We start from the raw sequence: 21,738 nt of genomic DNA on the forward strand, positions 1-21,738 counted from the left end.
GGGGGCGGTGTCGTTGCACTGTCCATGGAGGGGATCAGTCGATACGCTTGAGCTGGCTGGCATGCAGTCGGCCGCGCTCCACATAGCCCGCCGCGTTCCTGGCAAGCCCGGCGATCTGCTCTTCGGAAAGCTCCCTGACAAGCCGAGCCGGCGCACCGACGATCAACGAATTGTCGGGAAACTCGGCCCCCTCCTTGACCACCGCCCCGGCCGCGACCAGGCAGTTACGCCCGATCACCGCGCCATTGAGAATCACCGCCTGGATACCGACCAGGCTGCCCTCACCGATGGTGCAGCCATGCAGCATGGCCTGGTGCCCCACCGTCACGCCACGGCCGACCTTGAGCGGATAGCCGGGGTCGGCATGCAGCACGGCACCATCCTGGATATTGCTGCCCTCGCCGACCTCGAGGTGGTCGGTATCGCCACGCAGCACGGCCTGATACCAGACGCTGGCGTCGCGCTCGAGGGTCACCTGGCCGATCACATCGGCCGTCTCGGCCACGTAGACGCCTTCGCCGATGACCGGAACCTGCTCGCCGTATTGATAGATCGCCATGGGGTTCTCCTCTAGGTTGGTTTGTATCACCGTTCAAGCGTGCCAGCCGACGGAGAGACGCCTTGCGCCGCCCTCACTCCCAGCCTTCCAGGCGCATGGCCGAGCGCTCGAGGCGCTCGCTCTCGGCCTCGATCTCCCGCAGGTTGTCGCCGATACTGGAGAGATGCTCCAGCGCCACGCGCCGCGCCAGCTCGGGCTTGCCCTGCACCACGGCCCGGTGCAGGCGGGCATGCTGACGGTTGATCATCTCCCGGGGGCCGGGGCGATGGTAGAGGTGCTTCACCGAGGCGAAGACCGAGCTCAGCAGCAGGTCCGTGAGGCTCTGCAGGGTGTGCACCAGTACCGGGTTGTGCGATGCCTGGCAGATCGCCAGGTGAAAGCCGTGATCGAGCCGGGCCAGGTGCTCGACGTCGATGGCGTCGGCCCCTTCCACATAGTCCGCCATCTCCTGGTAGCGGCGGGTGATCAGCACCCGGTCCGCCGGGGTGCCGCGACTGGCCGCCAGCCGTGCAGACTCTCCCTCGAGCAGCGCCCGTACCTCGAGCAGGTCGAACAGCGTCCGTGGATGGCTCTTGAACAGGTGCATCAGCGGACTCTGGTCCTGCGCGGGCAGCAGGTGCGCCACCGTCGAGCCATGGCCATGACGGGTCGCGATGATCCCCTTGCTGCGCAGGATCCTGAGTCCCTCGCGGAGCGAGGCGCGCGACACCCCCAGCTTGTCGCAGAGGCGCCGCTCGGAGGGCAGCAACTGCCCCGGACGGAAGACACCATCGAGGATCAGCTGCTCGAGCTTGGCCGCGACACTGTCGGGGGTGCGCGTGCCACGGCGCATGTCGTCGGTCGGGAAAGCCATCGCATGCTCCTCTTGGGTTGCCCGATCGCAGTGGTAAACCAGCGACTGGCCGTTTACGCTGCAGGGGGATAGAGTGGAAATACTTTCCATATAATAGACGAATTACTGGTCTGACCACCACACCATAGGCTGGACAGGCGTGCAACAAAACCACAGATTGTCGCCCGCTGTCACAGAATTACCGAGACGCTCATTACCGAGACGCACGGGGAGTCACCATGAATATCCTCCATGACGACAGGCTCGACGGAGAGCTGCCGCGCATCGACAAGGCCGCGGTGCTGGCCGAGCTCCAGCGGGCGGCCCCCGGCCTGACCCTGCTGCACCGCGAGGAGGACCTGCGCCCGTTCGAGTGCGATGGCCTCTCCGCCTACCGGGTGCTGCCCATGCTGGTCGCCCTGCCCGAGACCCTCGAGCAGGTCGCGACCCTGCTCAAGCGCTGCCGTGCCCTGGGCGTGCCGGTGGTCACCCGTGGCGCCGGCACCGGCCTCTCCGGCGGCGCCCTGCCGCTCGAGCAGGGTGTTCTGCTGGTGATGTCGCGCTTCGATCGCATCCTCGACATCGATCCCGACGCCCGCACCGCCCGCCTCCAGCCCGGGGTGCGCAACCTGGCCATCTCCGAGGCGGCCGCTCCCTACGGTCTCTACTATGCCCCGGACCCCTCGTCGCAGATCGCCTGCTCCATCGGCGGCAACGTGGCCGAGAACGCCGGCGGCGTGCACTGCCTGAAGTATGGCCTCACCGTCCACAACGTGATCAAGGTCGAGGTACTGACCATCGAGGGCGAGCGCATGACGCTCGGTTCCGAGGCGCTGGATGCCCCGGGCTTCGACCTGCTGGCACTGTTCACCGGCTCCGAGGGCATGCTCGGGGTGGTCACCGAGATCACCGTCAAGCTGCTGCCCAAGCCCGAGACCGCCAAGGTGCTGATGGCCAGCTTCGACGACGTGGAGAAGGCCGGGCGGGCCGTGGGCGATATCATCGCCGCGGGCATCATCCCCGGCGGGCTGGAGATGATGGACAACCTGGCGATCCGCGCCGCCGAGGACTTCATCCGCGCCGGCTACCCGGTCGAGGCCGAGGCGATCCTGCTCTGCGAGCTCGACGGCGTGGAAGCCGACGTGGACGACGACTGCGAGACGGTGCGCCGGGTACTCGAGGCCGCCGGCGCCACCGGCATCCAGCAGGCCCGCGACGAGGCCGAACGGGCGAAGTTCTGGGCCGGGCGCAAGAACGCCTTCCCCGCCGTGGGCCGCATGTCACCGGACTACTACTGCATGGACGGCACCATTCCCCGCCGCGAGCTGCCCCGGGTGCTCAAGGGCATCGCCGACCTCTCCGAGGCGTACGGCCTGCGGGTGGCCAACGTCTTCCACGCCGGCGACGGCAACATGCACCCGCTGATCCTGTTCGATGCCAACCGCGAGGGCGAGCTCGATCAGGCCGAGGCGCTCGGCGGCAAGATCCTCGAACTCTGCGTGGAGGTCGGCGGCTCCATCACCGGCGAGCATGGCGTGGGCCGCGAGAAGATCAACCAGATGTGCGCCCAGTTCAGCCCCGACGAGATCACCACCTTCCACGCGGTGAAGGCCGCCTTCGACCCGGAGCGGCTGCTCAACCCGGGCAAGAACATCCCCACGCTGGCCCGCTGCGCCGAGTTCGGCGCCATGCACGTGCACGCCAACCAGCTGCCGCACCCCGACCTGCCGCGCTTCTGAGGCAATCAGGAAACGATCATGACGGATACCAAGCACTCCCCCCGGGAACACGATGCCAGCGAGGCACTGGCCGAACGCATCCGCCGGGCCGACGCCGAGGGCAGGCCCCTGCGCATCGTCGGCGGCGACACCAAGGCCTTCTATGGCTTTCACGTTCGGGGCCGCACCGTCGAGGCCGACGCCCTCTCCACCCGCGAACACCGCGGCATCACCTACTACGACCCGGTGGAGCTGATCGTCTCGGTGCGCACCGGCACGCCGCTGGCCGAGCTCGAGGCCGCGCTGGCCGAGAACGGCCAGATGCTGGGCTGCGAGCCGCCCCACTTCGGCGATGACGCCACCGTCGGCGGCATGGTCGCCACCGGGCTCTCCGGCCCGCGGCGCCCCTGGGCCGGCAGCGTACGCGACTTCGTGCTCGGCACCCGGGTGATCAACCACGAAGGCAGCGAGCAACGCTTCGGTGGCCAGGTGATGAAGAACGTGGCCGGCTACGACCTGTCGCGGCTGATGGTCGGTGCCCAGGGTACCCTAGGGCTGCTCACCGAGGTCACCATGAAGGTGCTGCCGCGCCCCGGCGTCACGCGCAGCCTGCACCTGGACATGCCGCTACCCCAGGCCCTGGAAAAACTCGCCGAGTGGGGCCGCCAGCCGCTACCGATCACCGCCGCCGCCTGGCTCGACGGCGCCCTGCACCTGCGCCTCGAGGGCGGGCCGAGCTCCGTGGCCGCCACCGCCGACCGGCTGGGCGGCGACGAGCTCAGGGACGACTTCTGGACCGCGCTTCGCGAACAGCGGCTGGCGTTCTTCTCGAAGGAGGACCCGCGTCCCCTGTGGCGACTGGCGCTGCCCCACCACACGCCGGTGCTCGACCTGCCGGGCGTCAAGGAGAGCGACCCGCTCTACGACTGGGGCGGCACCCAGCGCTGGCTACGCAGCGAGCTCGACGACAAGACGATTCGCGAGGCCTGCACCCGTGCCGGCGGTCATGCCACCTGCTATGGCCCTCACATCGCTACCGGAGGAACGGCCGAGCCCTTCACCCCGCTGGCGCCGGTGGTGGCCAAGTACCACCGCAACCTCAAGGCCGAGCTGGACCCGAAGGGAATCTTCAACCCGGGCCGACTCTACGCGGAGCTCTGACATGCAGACACACTTCACCGAGGAAGACCTCAAGAAGCCGCATATCCGCGAGGCCGACCGCGTGCTGCGCACCTGCGTGCACTGCGGCTTCTGCAACGCCACCTGTCCCACCTACCAGCTGTTGGGCGACGAGCGCGACGGTCCCCGCGGACGCATCTACCTGATGAAGGAGCTGCTGGAGAGCCGCGACGACGACGACCGGATCACCGAGGAGACCCGACTGCACCTGGACCGCTGCCTCACCTGCCGCAACTGCGAGACCACCTGCCCCTCGGGCGTGGAGTACCACAAGCTGCTCGACATCGGCCGCGCCGAGATCGAGCGCCGGGTGCCGCGCAAGGCCAGCGAACGCGCGTTGCGCTATGGGCTGCGCAAGGCCCTGGTCGACCCGCAGCGCTTCCAGGCCCTGCTCAGGCTGGGCCTGACCTTCAAGCCGCTGGTGCCCGGTCAGCTCCGTGACAAGATGCCGCCGGCACCGGTGGATGCCGGCACCCGCCCCGAGGGCAAGCGCCACACCCGCCAGATGCTGATCCTCGAGGGCTGCGTGCAGCCCGGTCTCTCGCCCAACACCAACGCCGCCACCGCCCGGGTGCTCGACCGGCTGGGCATCGGCCTGACCCCGGCCCCGGAAGCCGGCTGCTGCGGCGCCATCGACTACCACCTCAACGCCCAGGACGACGGCCGGGCGCGCATGCGCGCCAATATCGATGCCTGGTGGCCGCATATCGAGAAAGCGGGCGAGGCCGGGGTTGAAGCAATAGTCCAGACCGCCAGCGGCTGCGGCGCCTTCGTCAAGGAGTACGGCGAACTGCTCGCAGGCGACCCGCAGTACGCCGAGAAGGCCAAGCGCATCAGCGAACTGGCCAAGGATCTGGTGGAGATCCTGCGCGACGAGGACCTCGATGCCCTGGCCATCAAGGAAAGCAAGCGCCTGGCCTTCCACTGCCCCTGTACCCTGCAGCACGCCCAGAAGCTCGGCGGGGCCGTGGAGGATGTGCTCACCCGGCTCGGTTTCAGCCTGACGCCGGTGCAGGATGCCCATCTATGCTGTGGTTCGGCGGGCACCTACTCCATCACCCAGCCCGAACTGGCGACCCAGTTGCGCGACAACAAGCTCGACAACCTGGAGGCCGGCGACCCCGAGGTGATCGTCACCGCCAATATCGGCTGCCAGACGCACCTTGCCGGGGCCGGGCGTACGCCAGTCAGGCATTGGATCGAAATTGTCGATGAGGCATTAACACCAGCTACTAGCAACGAGCTGCGAGCCACAAGCAGCCCTTAGAGCGCATTTCCAAACGCCGAGTGAGATGAGCGCCGGGGACAAGGCGGAGCGAGGGTCTTTTGCCATGGATGGCAAAAGTAGCGCCCATGGACGGGTTTACAGCGCCCTCGCGGAGGCTTGGCGCCGGGAAAGCTCATCTCTCTGCTTAGTTGTGAAAGAAGCCCGAAGCCAATATCAACCAAGGAGCACCACAATGAAAACCAAGTCCGTACTCACCCTGGCCGACGTCAACGCCATCCTCGATGCCGCCCAGCAGGAGGCCGAAGCCAACGGCTGGGCGGTGACCATCGCCGTGGCCGACGACGGTGGCCACCTGCTCGGTCTGCGCCGCCTCGACGGCGCCCCGGCCATGACGCCCGGCATTGCCACCGAGAAGGCCCGCAGTTCCGCGCTGGGTGCCCGCGAGACACAACTGTTCGAGGAGATGATCAACGGCGGTCGCGACGCCTTCCTCTCCGTGCCGATGCAGGGGCTGCTCTCCGGCGGCGTGCCGGTCCTGGTCGACGGCCAGGTCGCGGGCACCGTGGGCGTCTCCGGCGTAAAACCGGACCAGGATGTACAGATCGCCAGGGCCGGGGTCGCCGCCGTCGGCTGATTTCCTGGTCATGTGCAACGGCAAGCTGCCGTGAGGAGGCCTTATGATTGCGGCACGCGCCGACGTTGTCGGGAGTCTGCTTCGCCCCGGCTGGTTGCTCGAGGCTCAGGAGCGACGGCGGGCCGGGAGCATAAGTGAGGCCACGTTCAAGCGGGTCGAGGACCGCGCCGTCGACGCGGCGATTGCGCTCCAGGAAGCGGCCGGACTCGAGGTGGTCACCGATGGCGAAATGCGCCGGCTGTCCTTCCAGAGCCAGCTGGTGCAGGCGGTCGAAGGCTTCGGAGACTGGGATCTCGACGCCTTCCTGTGGGGCAAATGGCATGGCGACGACGACATCGGCGACTGGCACCAGGAGCGACCGCACGAACTCGCCGTCACCGCGCCGCTGCGCCGCCGACGTTCCCTGTCGGCGGAGGAGTTCGTCTATCTGCGCGCGCGGACGACGCGCACGCCGAAGGTGTCGCTGCCCAGCCCGGGCCTGTTCGCCAACTTCTGGTCGCCGCAGCACTCGGCGGGCGCTTACGCCTCCCTGCGGGAGTTTCTCGAGGACGTGGCCCGGATCCTGCGCGAGGAGGTCGAGGAGCTCGCCGGTTACGGCGCGAGCTACATTCAGCTCGACGCCCCGCACTACCCCCTGCTGCTCGACCCGGAGACTCGCGCTTTCTATGAGGCCCAGGGCTGGAGCACGGCGCAGTGGCTGGACTTTGGCGTTGCCCTCGATAATGTCGTGATGCAGGACATCGATGGCGTCACCTTCGGCCTGCACCTGTGCCGCGGCAACCAGGGCAGTCGCTGGCTCGTCGCCGGCGGCTACGAGCCGATCGCCAAGCCGATCTTCCAGCGTACCGCAGCCCACCGGCTGCTGCTCGAGTACGACGACGAACGTTCCGGCGGCTTCGCGCCGCTGGCCGCCGTTCCCGACGACAAGGTGGTGGTGCTCGGCCTGGTCTCCTCCAAGCGAGGTACGCTCGAGGACCCGGACGAACTGCTCGCCCGCGTGGCGGAGGCGAGCGATCATATCGACCGCGAGCGCCTGGCGATCAGCCCGCAGTGCGGCTTCGGCACCTCGATCGTCGGCAACAGGCTCACCATCGACGAGCAGGCGGCGAAGCTACGCCTGGTGTGCGACGTCGCCGCCCGCCTCTCGGCCTGACCCAGCCATTGTCAGGCCTCCGGCATGCCGGCAAGGAACGCCGCCACCATCGGCGCGAAGCGGTCGCTGTCGACCAGGAAGGCGTCATGGCCCTGGATCGAGTCGAGTTCGTGGTAGCTGACGGTGGCGCCCGCGTGCTCCAGCAGTTCGGCGACCTGCCGCTGTTGCCACAGGGGGAAGAGCCAGTCGGTGGTCACCCCGGCGACCAGCGCCCGCCTCGCGTCGACCTTGCGGATGGCGGACTCCAGCGAGCCGTCGCCATGCTCGGCCAGGTCGAACAGGTCCATCGCCTGCGACAGGTAGAGATAGCAGTTGGCATCGAAGCTGTCGGCGAACTTGCGTGCGTTGGCGTCCATGTAGGACTGCACCTGGAACGCCATGGCGAACGGATCGGGGCTGGCGTCCGAGCCTTCGATACGCTCGCGGTCGAAGCGCTGCAGCCACTCCGGGGCGGAGCGGTAGGTAAGGATGCCGAGCTGGCGCGCCACGCGCATGCCGTCTTTCGGACCCTGGCCCGGCGCATAGTGGCCCCCGGCCCAGGCCGGGTCGGCACGCACCGCCTCGCGCTGGATCGAGCGCAGGGCGATGGCGAACGGCGTCGCCTGGGCGGCCGCCGAGATGCTGATGACATCGCGGTAGGTGCCCGGATACATCACGGCATAGGCGAGCGCATCCATGCCGCCGAGCGAGGCGCCGGCCACGGTGTGCACGTGGTCGATGCCCAGCGCCTGACAGGCGCCGCGGGCGGCTGCCGCGATGTCCTCCACGGAGAGCTTGGGGAAGTCGAGCCGGTAGGGCTGCCCCGATGCCGGATCGATCGAGGCGGGGCCGGTGGAGCCGAAGCAACTGCCGAGGGAGTTGATGGAAATGACGAAGAACCGCTCGGTGTCGATGGGCTTGCCCGGCCCGATCATGTACTCCCACCAGCCGGGCGAAGGGTCGGCCGCCGAGGACGCCGCGTGCGCGCTCGGCGACAAGCCGGTAAACAGCAACAGCGCATTGTCGCCCCGGCCGCGAAGCTCGCCCCAGGTTTCATAAGCGATGGTTACGGATGGCAGTTCACCACCGCGATACATCGGCACGGGACCTTGCCATTCAGTGAAGCGGCGCGCATCGGGCATCGGTGATTCGCTCCTCGCCGGCCAGTCGTCATATTAGGAATCGTCCCAGAGTTCGACGCCAACGCCAAGCCGACACGGGTCAGCCGCTCGAGGTGACATTATTCTCGACTCGAAGGTTCTGCACAGGTCAACACCCACTCCTGCAGTGCCCGCTTTGCCTCCCCGGGTGAGTCCGGCCGCGCATCGATCAGCCCATAACCACGCGACGAACGCAGCCCCAACTCGTGCAGGCCGACCAGCATGCCACTCTCGAGCATGTCGTCGACCAACCCTAGCCACCCCATCCCGATACCCTGCCCGGCGATCGCCGCCTGGATCAGCAAAGTGTAGTTGTTGAACGTCAGCTCCGACGATTCCAGGTAACCGATGCCCGCCAGCTGCTCGAAGTAGCTCGGCCAGTCCAGCCAGCTCTGCCCCTGATCGGCGGTCAGGGTCAGCAGCGGCACCTCGGCCAGTCGCTCGGGGGACGCGATCGGCCCGTGCCGCCGCAGGAAGCCAGGGCTGCAGACCGGGAAGACCTCTTCGTGAAACAGTCGCGGCACGCCAGCCGCGAGGGTGCGCTCGTCGCAGAACACGATCGCGACGTCGACCTCCTGTGTTCGCCAGTCGAGCACGCCCTGGTTGGTCACGATGCGCACGTCGATCTGCGGATGCTGCTCCCGGAACCGCGGCAGGCGTGGCATCAGCCAGTAAGCCGCGAACGAGAAGTCGGTGAGGATATTCACGTGTGGATGGCGATGTTTGTGCTGCAGCCGGTCGATGGTGCGATCGATGGTCGCGAAGCCTTCCTGCACACCGACGAACAGCGCCTGCCCCGCCTCGGTCAGCTTCACTCCGCGATAGATACGCTCGAACAACGGCAAGCCGAGGTTCTCTTCCAGGGTACGTATCTGCTGGCTGACGGCCGACTGGGTCGAGCGCAGCTCGCGTGCCGCGGCAGTGAAGCTCAGGTGGCGGGCCGCCGCCTCGAACACCCGCAGGCTGTTGGGCGACGCCGCCCTGGCTATCCACGACATTAGGTTAACTAATGCCTCCCATAAAAATTTAGCGAGTTTACAGGCTATGAGATTAGCAGAGAGACTGTATCCGCAGCCAGTTCAGGCTCGTATCGACAACAAGTGGAGGCCCCATGACCCGCAAGCAGCCCAACATCCTGTTCCTGATGGCCGATCAGATGAGGGCATCGGCCCTGCCCGTCTACGGCCATCCGCTGGTCAAGACACCGCACCTGTCGCGCCTGGCTGCCGAGGGCGTGGTCTTCGACTCGGCCTACTGCAACAGCCCACTGTGCGCGCCGTCGCGCTTCACGCTGATGGCCGGCCAGCTGCCGTCGCGCATCGGTGGCTACGACAATGCCGGCGATTTCCCGGCCGACACTCCCACCTTCGCCCACTATCTGCGCGATGCCGGCTACTACACCGCGCTGTCGGGCAAGATGCACTTCTGCGGCCCGGATCAGCTCCACGGCTTCGAGGAGCGCCTGACCACCGACATCTACCCGGCCGACTATGGCTGGTTCGTCGACTGGGAAAACTTCGACGAGCGGCCGAGCTACTACCACAACATGTCCTCGGTGATTCAGGCCGGCCCCTGCGTGCGCTCCAACCAGCTCGACTTCGACGACGAGGTCACCTTCCGCGCCAAGCGCTTCCTCTACGACTATGCGCGCAACGGCGAGCCGCGCCCCTTCTGCCTGACCGTGTCGCTGACCCACCCGCACGATCCTTACACCATTCCGCAGGAGTACTGGGACCGCTACGACCACGACGACATCGACATGCCGCGCGTGCCCTACTCGCGGGAATTGATGGATCCGCACTCCGAGCGCCTGCGTCATGTCTATCAGCTCGACGAGGACACCATCAGCGACGAGCAGATCCGCAACGCGCGTCATGCCTACTACGGGGCGCTCAGCTACGTCGACGACCAGCTCGGCGCCGTGCTGGAGACACTCCGCGAGACCGGGCTTGCCGACGACACCATCATCGTGTTCTCCGGCGACCACGGCGACATGCTCGGCGAGCGCGGCCTGTGGTACAAGATGAGCTGGTTCGAGGACTCCGCGCGGGTGCCGATGATCGTCCACGCGCCGGACCGCTTCACCCCGGGCCGGGTTCGCGAGTCGGTGTCGACCATGGACCTGTTGCCGACCTTTGCCGAGATCGCCCATGACGGCGAGGCGCCGGACTATGCCGTGCCCATCGACGGCCGCAGCCTGCTGCCGCATCTGACCGGCCGCGGCGGCCACGACGAGGTGATCGGCGAATACCTCGGCGAAGGCGCCATCGCACCGCTGCTGATGATCCGCCGCGGCCGCTACAAATTCGTCCACACGGCACCGGATCCAGACCAGCTGTTCGACCTCGAGGCCGATCCGCTGGAACTCAACAACCTGGCCGAGGACCCGGCGCACCTGGACCTGTGCAAGCAGTTCCGCAACGAGATCGCAAGTCGCTGGGACTATGAGCGGCTGCACGGCGAGGTGATCGCCAGCCAGCGGCGCCGCAAGCTGGTCTCGCGGGCGCTCATGCAGGGCAAGGTCACGCCCTGGGACCACCAGCCGCTGTTCGATGCCAGTACCCAGTACATGCGCAACACCATCGACCTGGACGATCTCGAGCGGCGAGCGCGCTTCCCCGTAGTCTCTTCCGACCAGCCATGATGACGTCGCCGACCGACATACGCCGGCAACCGGCCAGGCTGCAACGCTGGTTGCCGTTTCTCGGCTGGCTGCCGCAGCAGACCTCGCATTCGCTGCGTGCCGACGCCATCGCCGGGTTGACCGGTGCGGTGCTGGTCGTGCCTCAGGGGGTAGCCTATGCCCTGCTGGCCGGGTTGCCCCCCGAGTACGGCCTGTATACCGCCATCGTCCCGGCCATGCTAGCGGCACTATTCGGCTCTTCGCGACAAATGGTCAGCGGGCCGACGGCGGCACTGTCGATCGCGCTGTTCGCTACCCTGCAGCCCTTCGCCGAAGCAGGAAGCAGTGAGTTCATCACCCTGGTGCTGACCCTGACCTTCCTCGCTGGCGCTTTCCAGCTATTGCTGGGTCTGGCAAGGCTGGGGGCGCTGGTCGATCTCGTCTCGCATTCGGTGGTGACGGGCTTCACCGCCGGCGCCGCGCTGATCATCGCCACCAGCCAGCTACCCTATGCGCTGGGGCTCGCGCCGGTGGGGAGCAGTGGCTTTCTCGAACTCTGGCCACGACTGTTCGAGCGGTTCGAGGATATCCGGCTCGGATCGTTGCTGATCGCCGGGTTTACGCTCGCCGCCTGCCTGGCGCTGCGGCACTGGCTGCCACGCTGGCCGGGCATGCTGCTGGCGCTCGTGGCCGCCTCGCTGATGGCCGCCTGGCTCGACCCAGGGCAGGTCGAGATCCTGCGCATCGCCGCGGTGCCGGCCGGCCTGCCACCGCTCTCGGCACCGGACCTTTCCCTCGATACCCTGCGCATGCTGACGCCCGGCGCCATCGCCCTGGGGCTGCTGGGCCTGGTCGAAGCCGCGGCGATTTCACGGGCCTTCGCCTCGCGTTCGGGCGAGCGGCTGAACAGCAATCAGGAGTTCATCGGCCAGGGGCTGTCCAATCTCGGCGGTGCCTTCTTCTCCGGCTATGTCTCGTCGGGATCGTTCACCCGCTCGGGACTCAACGCCAGTGCCGGGGCACGCTCGCCGCTGGCAGCGGTGCTGTCCGCGCTGTTCCTGATCCCGATCGTGCTGCTGGCGGCGCCGCTGCTCCACTACGTACCGATGCCCGCCATGGCCGGCTTGCTGTTGCTGGTCGCCGCCAGGCTGGTCGATCGACACAGCATCCGCGAGGCACTGACCACCAGCCGTTCGGAAACGGCGGTACTGCTGATCACTTTCTTCAGCACCCTGCTGTTGGCACTGGAATTCGCCATCTACTTCGGCGTGCTGGCCTCGCTGGTGCTCTACCTGCGCCGCACCACTCGCCCGCCGGTGGTCGAGTGCATGCTGTCACAAGCGCCCCAAACGATCCAGCAGGCCATGGAGGCGCCGTGCTGTGCGGTGGTCAGAATCGACGGTTCGTTGTTCTTCGGTGCCTGCGAGTCGGTCGCCCGACGGCTCGAGCGCTTCGATCGGCAGAACCTGGTGATTCTGGCCGCAGGCATCAACTTCATCGACCTGAGCGGCATCCATCTACTCCAGCGCCAGGCACGTCTTTGCCATGCTCGCGGCGGACGGCTGTACCTGGCCTGGACCAAGCCCGACGTCATGGCCCGCTTGCAACGGGCCGGTCTCGTCGACAACGAGCACCACCACGACAAGCCCATGGCAATAACAATATGAGAGGCACCCCCCATGACACACAGACACTACGAACCTGAACAGAGCAACCGCCTGAATCCAATCGTCTTTCACGGCTCGGTGGCGGGTATCCTGATCTTCCTGATCTATGCGATCGCCTTCACCGACCACGCCACGGCATTCTTCAACGCCGGCCTTGGCTGGATCGGCAATACCTTCGGCTGGTACTACATGCTGGCGATCGTCGCCTATCTGGTCTTCGTGGTCATGATCGGCTTCTCGCGATTCGGCAAGATCCGCCTGGGCCCCGATCACTCGCGACCGGAGTTCTCGCTGCTGTCCTGGTCGGCCATGCTGTTCGCCGCCGGCCTGGGTGGTGCCATTCTATTCTTCGTGGTCTCCGAGCCATTGACTCACTACCTGAACCCACCGCTCGGCGAAGGCGGCACCGCCGAAGCCCAGCGCCGTGCCGTCGTGCAGACCTATATGCACTGGGGGATCTCGGGCTGGGGGCTCTACGTGCTGATGGGCATGGCGCTGGCCTACTTCAGCTACCGTCACCGCCTGCCGCTAGCGATTCGCTCGACGCTCTATCCATTGCTGGGCAAGCGCATCTACGGGCCGATCGGTAATGCCGTGGATATCACCGCCGTGCTGGCCACCGTGTTTGGCATCGCCACCGCGTTGGGGATCGGCGTGATGCAGATGAACTACGGGCTGACCTACCTGTTCGGCGTGCCGGAAGGACTGCCTGCGCAGATCATGCTGATCCTGCTGGTGGTGACCCTGGCCACCCTGTCGGTGGTGAGCGGCGTCAAGCGCGGCATCCGCCGGCTGTCGGAGCTCAACCTGCTGCTGATCGCCGGTCTCGTACTGTTCGTACTGCTCCAGGGCGACACCCTCAAGCTGCTCAATGCCCTGGTGATGAACACCGGCGACTACCTGGCCGCCTTCCCCGGCCTGAGCTTCGACACCTACGCCTACGCGCCCGAAGCACAGGGCTGGTTCAGCGGCTGGACGGTGTTCTTCTGGGGCTGGTGGATCGCCTGGGCGCCGTTCGTCGGCCTGTTCCTGGCGCGCATCTCGCGGGGCCGCACCATCCGCGAGTTCGTCGCCGGTGCCCTGTTCATCCCGCTGATCTTCGTGATGGTGATGATGTCCGTGTTCGGCAACAGCGGCATCGACATGGTCGAACAGGGCCTGGTGGTGCTCGGCGAGCAGGCCGTGAACATGCCGCAGGCCAGTATCTACACCTTCCTCGAGCAACTGCCCTGGGTCGGTCTCACCGCCACCCTGGTGACGCTGCTGAGCATCGTGTTCTTCGTCACTTCGGCTGATTCCGGCGCCCTGGTGCTGTCCAACTTCACCTATGTGCTGCGCGACGTAAACCACGACGCGCCGGTGCGGCTGCGCATCTTCTGGTCTGCCATCATCGGCCTGATCACCCTGGCGCTGCTGATGGCCGGCGGCCTGAGGACCCTACAGAGCGCCGTGGTGATCACCGCCCTGCCCTTCTCGGCGGTGATCTTCCTGACCATGATCGGTATGTATCGCTCGCTGAAGGTCGAGACCGGCAAGGCCGATGCCCGCCAACAGGTGGTCGCCAGCGGAGTCGCCGCCAGCGACTGGCGCGAGCGACTCGACCGCACCCTGGACGGCACCACGCAGAACGGCGCGGAGGCCACGCTGCGCCACGCCATCCGGCCGGCCCTGATCGAACTGGCCGAGGAACTGACGCGGCGCGGTCAACGCGCCACCGTGACCGAACAGGCCATGGACGACACGCAGTTGCTTTGCCCCACCCTGCAGGTCGACTTCGATGGCGCCCCCAGCTTCATCTACGGGATACGCCCGCAACGCCTGCAGCCACCGAGCTTCCTGCCCGCGGACGACGACTACTATCTGCGCCTCGACGTGCATCTCGCCGAGGGCGGCCTCGGGCAAGACCTCAACGGCTATACGCGCCTGCAGGTGGTGCATGACGCATTGAACGAATACCAGCGCCACCTGCGCTTCCTGGCCCAAGCCAGTGAAGACGGCAATCTGGACACCATTCCCGGCCACGTCATGGAAGGCGAAGTCATTCCCGACATCGAGCCCGCGCGGTAGCTAATCGCCCGCGCTGGCGCACCTCCCCTGGCCCGACAGGCCCCACCTCGGTGGGGCCTGTACCCTTATCAGGCGTTCCAGCTCGGCGTTCTTCAGGCGGATTTGCGGCGCAACTCGCCATTCAGCGCCTTGATGATGGAGTAGCACATCAACAGCATCACGATGGAAAACGGAATCGCCGTCGCCGTCACTCCGGCCTGAAGCGCCGACAGGCCGCCGCCGAGAAGCAACACGATGGCAATCAAGCCCTCCACCGTTGCCCAGAACATCCGCTGAGGCCTGGGAGCATCGATCTTGCCGCCGGCGGTGATGGTATCGATCACCAGGGAGCCGGAATCCGACGAGGTGACGAAGAAAATCAACGCCAGAGTGATGCCAAGGGTCGACATCAGGCCCGTCAGCGGCAGTTCATTCAGCATGCCGAACAGCGACAGCTCGGGGCTGTAATTGTCGATCACGTACTCCTTGACCAGGCTGTTGCCGGGGTCGGCATAGAGCTGATCGAGCGCGATGCCACCGAAGACGCCCATCCAGATGAAGATGAACAGGCTGGGAATCACCAGCACGCAGAGCACGAACTCCCGAACCGTGCGCCCACGCGATACCCGAGCGATGAACATGCCGACGAACGGTGCCCAGCTGACCCACCAGGCCCAGTAGAAGACTGACCATGCTTGACGATAGGCATCATCGTCACGACCGAAGGGGGCCGACAACGGGACGAAGTCCTTCACATAGGTCGAAAGCCCCGACCAGAACCCGTTCAGGCCCACCAGGGTCGGGCCGGCGAACAGCACGAAGAAGAAGAAGAACACGGCCAGGACCATATTGATCTCGGAGAGCTTCTTCACGCCGCCCTCGAGTCCCCGCCAGACCGATACCAGTGCCACTGCCGTTACCAGGAGGATAACGATGACCTGAAAGGTGGTGCTGATCTCCAGACCAAAGACGAAATTCATCCCTGCATTGGCCTGCTGTGCCCCGAGTCCGAGCGCCGTGGCCAGTCCAAACAAGGTGGAAAACACCGCCAGGATGTCGATCGCATGCCCCCACCAGCCCCAGACACGCTCGCCAAGGATCGGGAAAAACGCCGAACGAATGGAGAATGGCAGGCCCTTGTTATAGGTAAAGATGGCCAGCGCCAACGCCATCACCACATAGACGGCCCAGCCATGGATGCCCCAATGGAGAAAGGTGCCGGCAAGGCCCAGGGCGGTTGCTTCGGGAATGGCCTCCGGATTGAGTTCACCATCGGCCCCGAAAGGTGAAGGAATGCCCAATGGTAAGGAGACGTTGGCATGATAGACCGGCTCCAGCACACTGAAGAACAGCAGTCCGATTCCGATGCCGGCAGTGAACAGCATCGCAAACCAGGACAGGTAACTGTGCTCCGGTCGGGCATCGGGACCACCCAGCCTGACCGATCCATAGGGCAGGACGACGAGCGCTATACAGAACAGGATGAAGAAATCCACCACGATCATGAAATACCAGTCCAGCGTCCCGGTGGAGAAACCGACAATGGACTGGAAAAGGCTCCCCGCCCTTTCCGGAAACAACAGAGTGAGGACGATGAAGACGACCGAGGCGAGTGCCGATACGACGAAGACCCGGTTGTGGATATCGAAGCCGATGGGCCCCAGTCGCCCTTCGATATTGTCCTGGCCAACGACGTAGTCCGTTTGCATGTCGCTGGTCACGGGGGGCGGCAACGGGTCGCTCATGAGAGGCTCCCTTTTGTTATAAGTTGTAGAGCAGTATAGACTTTTTTCTCACAAGCCCTGGATTCATGGAATAGCTGCAGCACCTTGGATCCACAGGGAGAAGCAGGAGCGTCAAGGCCTCCCACTTCATATCCGAGACTCAATCCATTCTTCCCATCGCCCCTATCCCAGCTTTTCAATTTGACAACAACTTACTGACTGCAGGCCCCAGCCATCAGCCCCCCTCGTGGGGCCCGATGCCACTGGTCAGGACAAGCCGGATAGCCCAGACTCTCAGGACCGGTAGACGGCTCATCGAGAGCCGAAGGAGACGACATCATGGCGGGAGGCTGGTCGAAGGACGGCGCCGTGCAGGAGCAGATCGACAGCACCGTCGAGGACGCGCTCGAGCGGGCGCGCAGCGAGCTGCCCCAGGGCGAGAGCCGGAAGCGCTGCGAGGAGTGCGACGACGAGATCCCCCAGGCCCGCCGCGAGGCCGTGCCGGGGGTGCGGCTGTGCATCGCCTGCCAGGGCGAGCGCGACAAGCAGCGGACCGCCTTCAGCGGTTACAACCGACGCGGCAGCAAGGACAGCCAGCTGCGCTGACACACGGGTAGCACGAGAGCGGCGCCATCTTCATCACCCTGATGCCGCTGTTCAGCGCGCTGATCGCCATGGCCTTCCTCGGCGAGCGCATCTCGCTCTTCCACCTGCTCGGCGGTGTGCTGGTGCTGGCCGGCGTGATCATGGCCCAGACGCTGACCCTGCCACCAAGGCAGGCAAGCAGGGACCGTATCGCCGATTAGCGTATCCCCGCCCTGAGGAAGGACTGCACGAACTGGCGCTGGAAGAGCAGGAAGGCGACCAGCAGCGGGGCGATGCTGAGCAGGGTGGCGGCGCTGACGGTGGCCCAGTTGACGCCGGTCTCCGGCGCCGAGAAGATGCCGAGCCCCACGGTGAGCGGGCGACTCTCCACCGAGTTGGTGACCACCAGCGGCCACAGGAAGTTGTTCCAGTGGTGGCTGATGGAGACCAGGCCATAGGCCAGGTAGGTGGGCCTGGCCAGCGGCACGTACACCTTGAGCAGGATCGCCATCCAGCCGCAGCCCTCGACCCGGGCGGCATCCTCCAGCTCGCGGGGAATGGTCTTGAAGGTCTGGCGCAGCAGGAAGATGCCGAAGGCGCTGGCCACGTAGGGCAGCCCGATGCCGGTGATGGTGTCGACCAGCCCCAACGCGCTGGCGATACGGTAGTTCTCGACGATCAGCACCTCGGGAAACACGAACAGCTGGATCAGCACCAGCATGAACAGGATGTCCTTGCCGGGGAGCGGGAAGCGCGCGAAGGCGAAGCCGGCCAGGGTACACACCACGAACTGGGCGGCGACGATGCCGGTGACCAGCAGGAAGGTGTTGACGTAGTAGCGGGCGAAGGGCGCCTGCTCCCAGGCGTCGGTGAAGTTGTCGAGCGTCAGCGGCGCGAACAGGTCGAAGCGCACCATGAAGGCCGGCGGATGAAAGGCCGCCCAGAAGGCATAGAGCAGCGGGAAGATCCAGATGATCGCCAGCAGCCAGGCGGCGGTGGTTTCCAGACGGGGCAAACGCACCCGTCGGCGTGTCGGGGTCGTGGCTGCGGCGGCGGTAGGCGTGGTCATGGCCCGCTCCTCGAGATCATCACTGGTAGTGCGTGCGGGGATCGAGCACGCGGAACTTGATCGTCGCCACCACGGCGAGCACCAGCAGGATCACCACGGTGATGGTGGCGGCATAGGTGCGGTCGAAGAACGAGAAGGCGTTCTCGTAGACGTAGTAGAGCAGCAGGTTGGTGGCGTTGTTGGGCCCGCCCTTGGTGAGGATGAACAGGTGGTCGACCACCCGCACCGCGTTGATCAGCGCATTGATCAGCACGAACAGGGTGGTCGGCATCAGTAGCGGGAAGGTCACCCGCCAGAAGAAGCTCCAGCGGCTGGTGCCCTCCAGGGTGGCGGCCTCCTCGAGCTCCGGCGGGATGCTCTGCAGTGCCGCCAGGTAGAAGATCATGAAGAAACCGGCCTCCTTCCAGACGGTCATCACGATCACCGAGGTGAGCGCCACGCCCGGATCGCCCAGCCAGTTCGGCCCGCTGATGCCGATCGAGCCCAGCAGGCTGTTGAACAGGCCGATCTGCGGCGCGTAGAAGAACATCCAGATATTGGCCGCGGCGATCATCGGCAGGATGGTCGGCGTGAAATAGGCCATGCGCACCAGGCCGCGTCCCGGCAGGCGGGCATTGACGAACAGCGCCATGCCCAGCGCCAGGGCGATGGAGGTGGGGATGGTGCCGAGCGCATAGATCAGGTTGTTGCGGGCGACCTTCCAGAAGGTGCGATCCTCGATCAGCAGCGCATAGTTCTCGAGCCCGACGAACTCCGGCGGCGCGCCGCGAAAGCCGGGCAGGAAGAGGCTGTTGATCAGGGTGGCGACGGTCGGCAGGTAGGCGAAGGTACCCAGCAGCACCGCCGCCGGCAGCAGCAACAGCGCGCCATAGACCTGCATGCGCCGATCGGCGCTCTGGATCACCATGACATGTCCTATCTGGGGGCTGATCCGGGGGCAAGGCCTACGAGGAGGCGCTGTGAATCCCTCCCTGGACGCTACATTTGCCATCCCTGGCAAATGACCTCCTCTTCGCCCTTGCCCCCGGCGCCCTGATTACGCTGCGCTAGAACTCATCGCGAGCGTGCATAGCGGCGCAAGGCCGCATCGGCTTCCGCCTGGGCCTGGGCCAGCGCTTCTTCGGGCGACATCTGGCCGGTGAGGGCCGCCTGCACGGCGTTGTCCAGCACCCGGCGTACGCGGCCGCCCTGGTAGGTGGCAAGCTCGGCGGTAGCATGCTCGAGCTGGTCGCGGGCCACCGCCGCCGGCGGGAAGGCCTCGACGTAGTCCCGCAGTGCCTCGGTCTCGTAGGCCGCCGGGCTGACGCCCATGTAGCCGGTCTCCATGGACCAGGTCGCGGCGCGTTCCGGTGCGGTCATCCAGCGGATGAAGGTCATGGCGGCGCGCTGCTCGTCCTCGCTGGCGCCCTTGAAGAGGTAGAAGTTGCCGCCGCCGGTGGGGCTGCCGGGCTGGGTGTTCATGGGCAGCATGGCCACGCCGAAGTCGAAGCCTGCCTCGCCTCGCACCGCGGTGAGGTTGCCGGTGCTGTGCCACATCATGGCCGTGGACTGCTCGATGAAGTTCTGGCGCAGGGTGCCCCACTCGATGGTGCCAGAGGGCATGGCGTCATGCTCGGCGGCCAGCGATACCCAGTACTCCAGCGCCTCGATGGCCGCCGGGTCGTCGAAGTAGACCTCGGTGCCGTCGTCGCTCATCAGCCGGTGGCCGTTCTGGAAGGCGAAGGCCTGGAACATCCAGTAGGGGTAGCCGGTGGAGGGCACCATCACGCCCCACTGCTCGCCCCCCGAGGCCTCGCGCACGGCGGCGGCCATCTCGGCCATCTCTTCCCAGGTCTCGGGCGGGGTGTCGGGGTCGAGCCCGGCGGCGGCGAAGGCGTCCTTGTTCCAGTAGAAGACGATGGTCGAACGCTGGAAGGGGATGCCGTAGGTCTGGCCGTCGAGCCGGCCGTTCTCCATCAGGGCCGGATAGAAGCCGTCGAGCCATTCGCGCTCCTCGTCGGTCTCGATCAGGTCGTCGAAGGGGACGATGACGTCCTGGTCGATGAGCTCGTAGAGGTCGATGGAGAACATCACCGAGAGCTGCGGCGCATCGCCGGCCTCGACCGCCGACATGGCCCGCACCCGGGTGTCGTCGTAGTTGCCGGCGTAGATGGCGTCCACCGCGATGTCCGGGTGCTCGGCCTCGAAGTCGGCGACCAGGCCGTCGATCACCTCGGTGAGGGCGCCGCCTACCGCCACCGGGTAGTACATGGTCAGTTCGGTCTGCGCCTGGGCGGACGGCGAGCCGGCGGCCAGCAGCCCGGCCACGGCCAGACCGCTCGTCTTGAGGGGAAGTCGCGCGTTCATCGGTTCACTCCTGGAGAGTCGTTCCCTACCTGGTTGGGCGAGGCCCGGGCCTCGTGTCTCTGCCCCGGGTGCTGCTGCGACAGCCGGCCGGGGGCCGCGGCGAGGTCATATCCCTGGAGTGCCAGGCGTTGCCCGTCTCCAGCGCTGCAGAAGTGGGCCGCCGAGGGCGACCATTGCAGCCGGCAGGGCGACCCCGCTCCGACCACGGGCACGCCGTCGACCCGGGCCCGCAGCTCCTGGTGGCCGACCTTGAGTCGCACGATGCTGTCGGCGCCGAGATACTCCGCGTCGATCACCTCGGCCGGCACGCCGGGCGCCTCACTGGGCAGGATGGCGATATCCTCGGGGCGCACGCCCAGCAGGTGGCCCTTGGCCTCGTGCGAGGCGATGGAACAGTGCGGCTCGCCGTCGATGACGGCGCCATCGGCCGCGGCGGAAAGCGCCACAAGGTTCATCGCCGGGCTGCCGATGAAGCTCGCGGCGAAGGCCGTGGCCGGCCGGTTGTAGAGCTCGCCGGGGGTACCGTCCTGGACGATGCCCCCCGCCTCCATCAGGATCACCCGGTCGCCCATGCTCATGGCCTCGACCTGGTCGTGGGTGACATAGATCACCGTCATGCCGAGCCGCTGCTGCAGCGCCTTGATCTCGCGGCGCATCTCCCCGCGCAGCCGGGCGTCGAGGTTGGAGAGCGGCTCGTCCATCAGGCAGATGGGGTGTTCGGAGATGATCGCCCGGGCCAGGGCCACCCGCTGGCGCTGGCCGCCGGAGAGCTGGGCCGGCTTGCGTTCGAGGTACGCCTCGAGGTCGACGAGCTGCGCCACCCGGGCCAGCCGCGACTCGCGCTCGGCCCTGGGCACCTTGCGGCTGCGCAGGCCGAAGACGATGTTGTCGGCCACGCTGAGGTGGGGAAAGAGCGCATAGGACTGGAACACCATGCTGATGCCGCGGTCTCCCGGGGGCAGGTGGGTAACGTCGCGCTCGCCGATGTGGATACGGCCCTCGCTCGCCGGCTCGAGGCCGGCGATCATCCGCAGGGTGGTCGACTTGCCGCAGCCCGAGGGACCCAGCAGGATCACGAACTCGCCGGGTGCCACCGCGAAGGAGATCCGGTCGACGGCCGCCTGGCCGCTCCAGACCTTGCTCACCGCCTCGAGCCGGATTCGCTGGTGATCGTTCTTGTCGTCGCGCATGGCGTGCTCGTTGCCCGAATGCCTGGGGGCAGGACGACCCGCCGGG

General features: G+C 66.4%; 18 protein-coding genes and 1 pseudogene. 10 read left to right on the top strand and 9 right to left on the bottom strand.

Annotated features, from left to right (window positions below):
• Positions 1 to 34: 34 nt before the first annotated feature.
• Together CR157_RS05010 and glcC are read right to left on the bottom strand one after the other, a co-directional pair.
• Positions 35 to 559, bottom strand: a complete 525-nt coding sequence (locus CR157_RS05010) for a gamma carbonic anhydrase family protein (protein ID WP_110282399.1) — start codon at positions 557 to 559, stop codon at positions 35 to 37.
• Positions 560 to 632: 73 nt separating this feature from the next.
• Positions 633 to 1,412 (bottom strand): transcriptional regulator GlcC, encoded by a 780-nt coding sequence (gene glcC / locus CR157_RS05015; RefSeq protein ID WP_110282400.1) that lies wholly within the window; start codon positions 1,410 to 1,412, stop codon positions 633 to 635.
• A gap of 218 nt (positions 1,413 to 1,630) precedes the next feature.
• Here glcC and glcD point away from each other — a divergent pair, with 218 nt between their 5' ends.
• From glcD to CR157_RS05040, 5 genes are all read left to right on the top strand, one after another.
• The gene (gene glcD, locus CR157_RS05020; protein WP_110282401.1) at positions 1,631 to 3,130 is read left to right on the top strand and encodes a glycolate oxidase subunit GlcD; all 1,500 of its coding nucleotides are present in this window, start codon (positions 1,631 to 1,633) and stop codon (positions 3,128 to 3,130) included.
• An 18-nt stretch (positions 3,131 to 3,148) separates the two neighbouring features.
• Positions 3,149 to 4,270 carry a glycolate oxidase subunit GlcE gene (gene glcE / locus CR157_RS05025; RefSeq protein WP_110282402.1) on the top strand — a complete coding sequence of 374 codons (1,122 nt, stop codon included), beginning with the start codon at positions 3,149 to 3,151 and terminating at the stop codon, positions 4,268 to 4,270.
• 1 nt (position 4,271) lies between these two features.
• Positions 4,272 to 5,555 (top strand): glycolate oxidase subunit GlcF, encoded by a 1,284-nt coding sequence (glcF, locus tag CR157_RS05030; RefSeq protein WP_110282403.1) that lies wholly within the window; start codon positions 4,272 to 4,274, stop codon positions 5,553 to 5,555.
• Positions 5,556 to 5,748: 193 nt separating this feature from the next.
• Positions 5,749 to 6,150, top strand: a complete 402-nt coding sequence (locus CR157_RS05035) for a GlcG/HbpS family heme-binding protein (protein ID WP_110282404.1) — start codon at positions 5,749 to 5,751, stop codon at positions 6,148 to 6,150.
• 43 nt (positions 6,151 to 6,193) lie between these two features.
• Positions 6,194 to 7,303 (top strand): cobalamin-independent methionine synthase II family protein, encoded by a 1,110-nt coding sequence (locus tag CR157_RS05040; protein ID WP_110282405.1) that lies wholly within the window; start codon positions 6,194 to 6,196, stop codon positions 7,301 to 7,303.
• Between the two features lie 11 nt (positions 7,304 to 7,314).
• Here CR157_RS05040 and metX read toward each other — a convergent pair whose 3' ends face one another.
• Together metX and CR157_RS05050 are read right to left on the bottom strand one after the other, a co-directional pair.
• Positions 7,315 to 8,424, bottom strand: a complete 1,110-nt coding sequence (gene metX, locus CR157_RS05045; protein ID WP_110282406.1) for a homoserine O-acetyltransferase MetX — start codon at positions 8,422 to 8,424, stop codon at positions 7,315 to 7,317.
• Positions 8,425 to 8,522: 98 nt separating this feature from the next.
• On the bottom strand, positions 8,523 to 9,440 hold the full coding sequence (locus tag CR157_RS05050) for a choline sulfate utilization transcriptional regulator (protein ID WP_110282407.1): 918 nt from the start codon (positions 9,438 to 9,440) through the stop codon (positions 8,523 to 8,525).
• Positions 9,441 to 9,553: 113 nt separating this feature from the next.
• On the opposite strand from CR157_RS05050, the gene betC reads away from it, so the two are divergent.
• From betC to betT, 3 genes are read left to right on the top strand one after another with little or no spacing between them, the layout of a single operon-like run.
• Positions 9,554 to 11,086, top strand: a complete 1,533-nt coding sequence (gene betC / locus CR157_RS05055) for a choline-sulfatase (RefSeq protein WP_110282408.1) — start codon at positions 9,554 to 9,556, stop codon at positions 11,084 to 11,086.
• Positions 11,083 to 12,732, top strand: coding sequence for a SulP family inorganic anion transporter (locus CR157_RS05060; protein ID WP_258364066.1), 1,650 nt, complete (start codon positions 11,083 to 11,085; stop codon positions 12,730 to 12,732). The genes betC and CR157_RS05060 overlap by 4 nt, the downstream gene beginning before the upstream one ends.
• Before the next feature lie 12 nt (positions 12,733 to 12,744).
• A complete protein-coding gene (gene betT, locus CR157_RS05065) occupies positions 12,745 to 14,799 on the top strand; it encodes a choline BCCT transporter BetT (protein ID WP_110282409.1) in 2,055 nt (684 codons plus the stop codon).
• A gap of 92 nt (positions 14,800 to 14,891) precedes the next feature.
• Here the strand turns inward: betT and CR157_RS05070 are convergent, their stop codons facing one another.
• Complete coding sequence (locus CR157_RS05070) at positions 14,892 to 16,523, bottom strand: BCCT family transporter (RefSeq protein WP_258364067.1); 1,632 nt, start codon at positions 16,521 to 16,523, stop codon at positions 14,892 to 14,894.
• A gap of 318 nt (positions 16,524 to 16,841) precedes the next feature.
• Here CR157_RS05070 and CR157_RS05075 point away from each other — a divergent pair, with 318 nt between their 5' ends.
• Positions 16,842 to 17,108: a DksA/TraR family C4-type zinc finger protein gene (locus tag CR157_RS05075; protein WP_110282410.1), complete on the top strand. Its 267-nt coding sequence runs from the start codon at positions 16,842 to 16,844 to the stop codon at positions 17,106 to 17,108.
• Between the two features lie 23 nt (positions 17,109 to 17,131).
• Positions 17,132 to 17,308, top strand: a pseudogene (locus tag CR157_RS05080) (EamA family transporter); the annotation flags it as partial.
• Here the strand turns inward: CR157_RS05080 and CR157_RS05085 are convergent.
• The 4 genes from CR157_RS05085 to CR157_RS05100 form a co-directional block, all read right to left on the bottom strand.
• A complete protein-coding gene (locus CR157_RS05085; protein WP_110282411.1) occupies positions 17,305 to 18,156 on the bottom strand; it encodes a carbohydrate ABC transporter permease in 852 nt (283 codons plus the stop codon). The pseudogene CR157_RS05080 and the gene CR157_RS05085 overlap by 4 nt on opposite strands.
• 19 nt (positions 18,157 to 18,175) lie before the next feature.
• Positions 18,176 to 19,063 carry a carbohydrate ABC transporter permease gene (locus CR157_RS05090; RefSeq protein WP_110282412.1) on the bottom strand — a complete coding sequence of 296 codons (888 nt, stop codon included), beginning with the start codon at positions 19,061 to 19,063 and terminating at the stop codon, positions 18,176 to 18,178.
• A 146-nt stretch (positions 19,064 to 19,209) separates the two neighbouring features.
• Complete coding sequence (locus CR157_RS05095) at positions 19,210 to 20,502, bottom strand: ABC transporter substrate-binding protein (RefSeq protein ID WP_110282413.1); 1,293 nt, start codon at positions 20,500 to 20,502, stop codon at positions 19,210 to 19,212.
• Entirely contained in the window at positions 20,499 to 21,692 is a 1,194-nt protein-coding gene (locus CR157_RS05100; RefSeq protein WP_110282414.1) for an ABC transporter ATP-binding protein, read from the bottom strand. Before CR157_RS05100 ends, CR157_RS05095 begins: the two co-directional genes overlap by 4 nt.
• Between the last annotated feature and the right edge of the window lie 46 nt (positions 21,693 to 21,738).

Origin of the sequence: Halomonas sp. LBP4 (assembly GCF_003202205.1) — a bacterium.
In the GTDB taxonomy this organism is placed as follows: Bacteria; Pseudomonadota; Gammaproteobacteria; order Pseudomonadales; family Halomonadaceae; genus Halomonas; species Halomonas flagellata.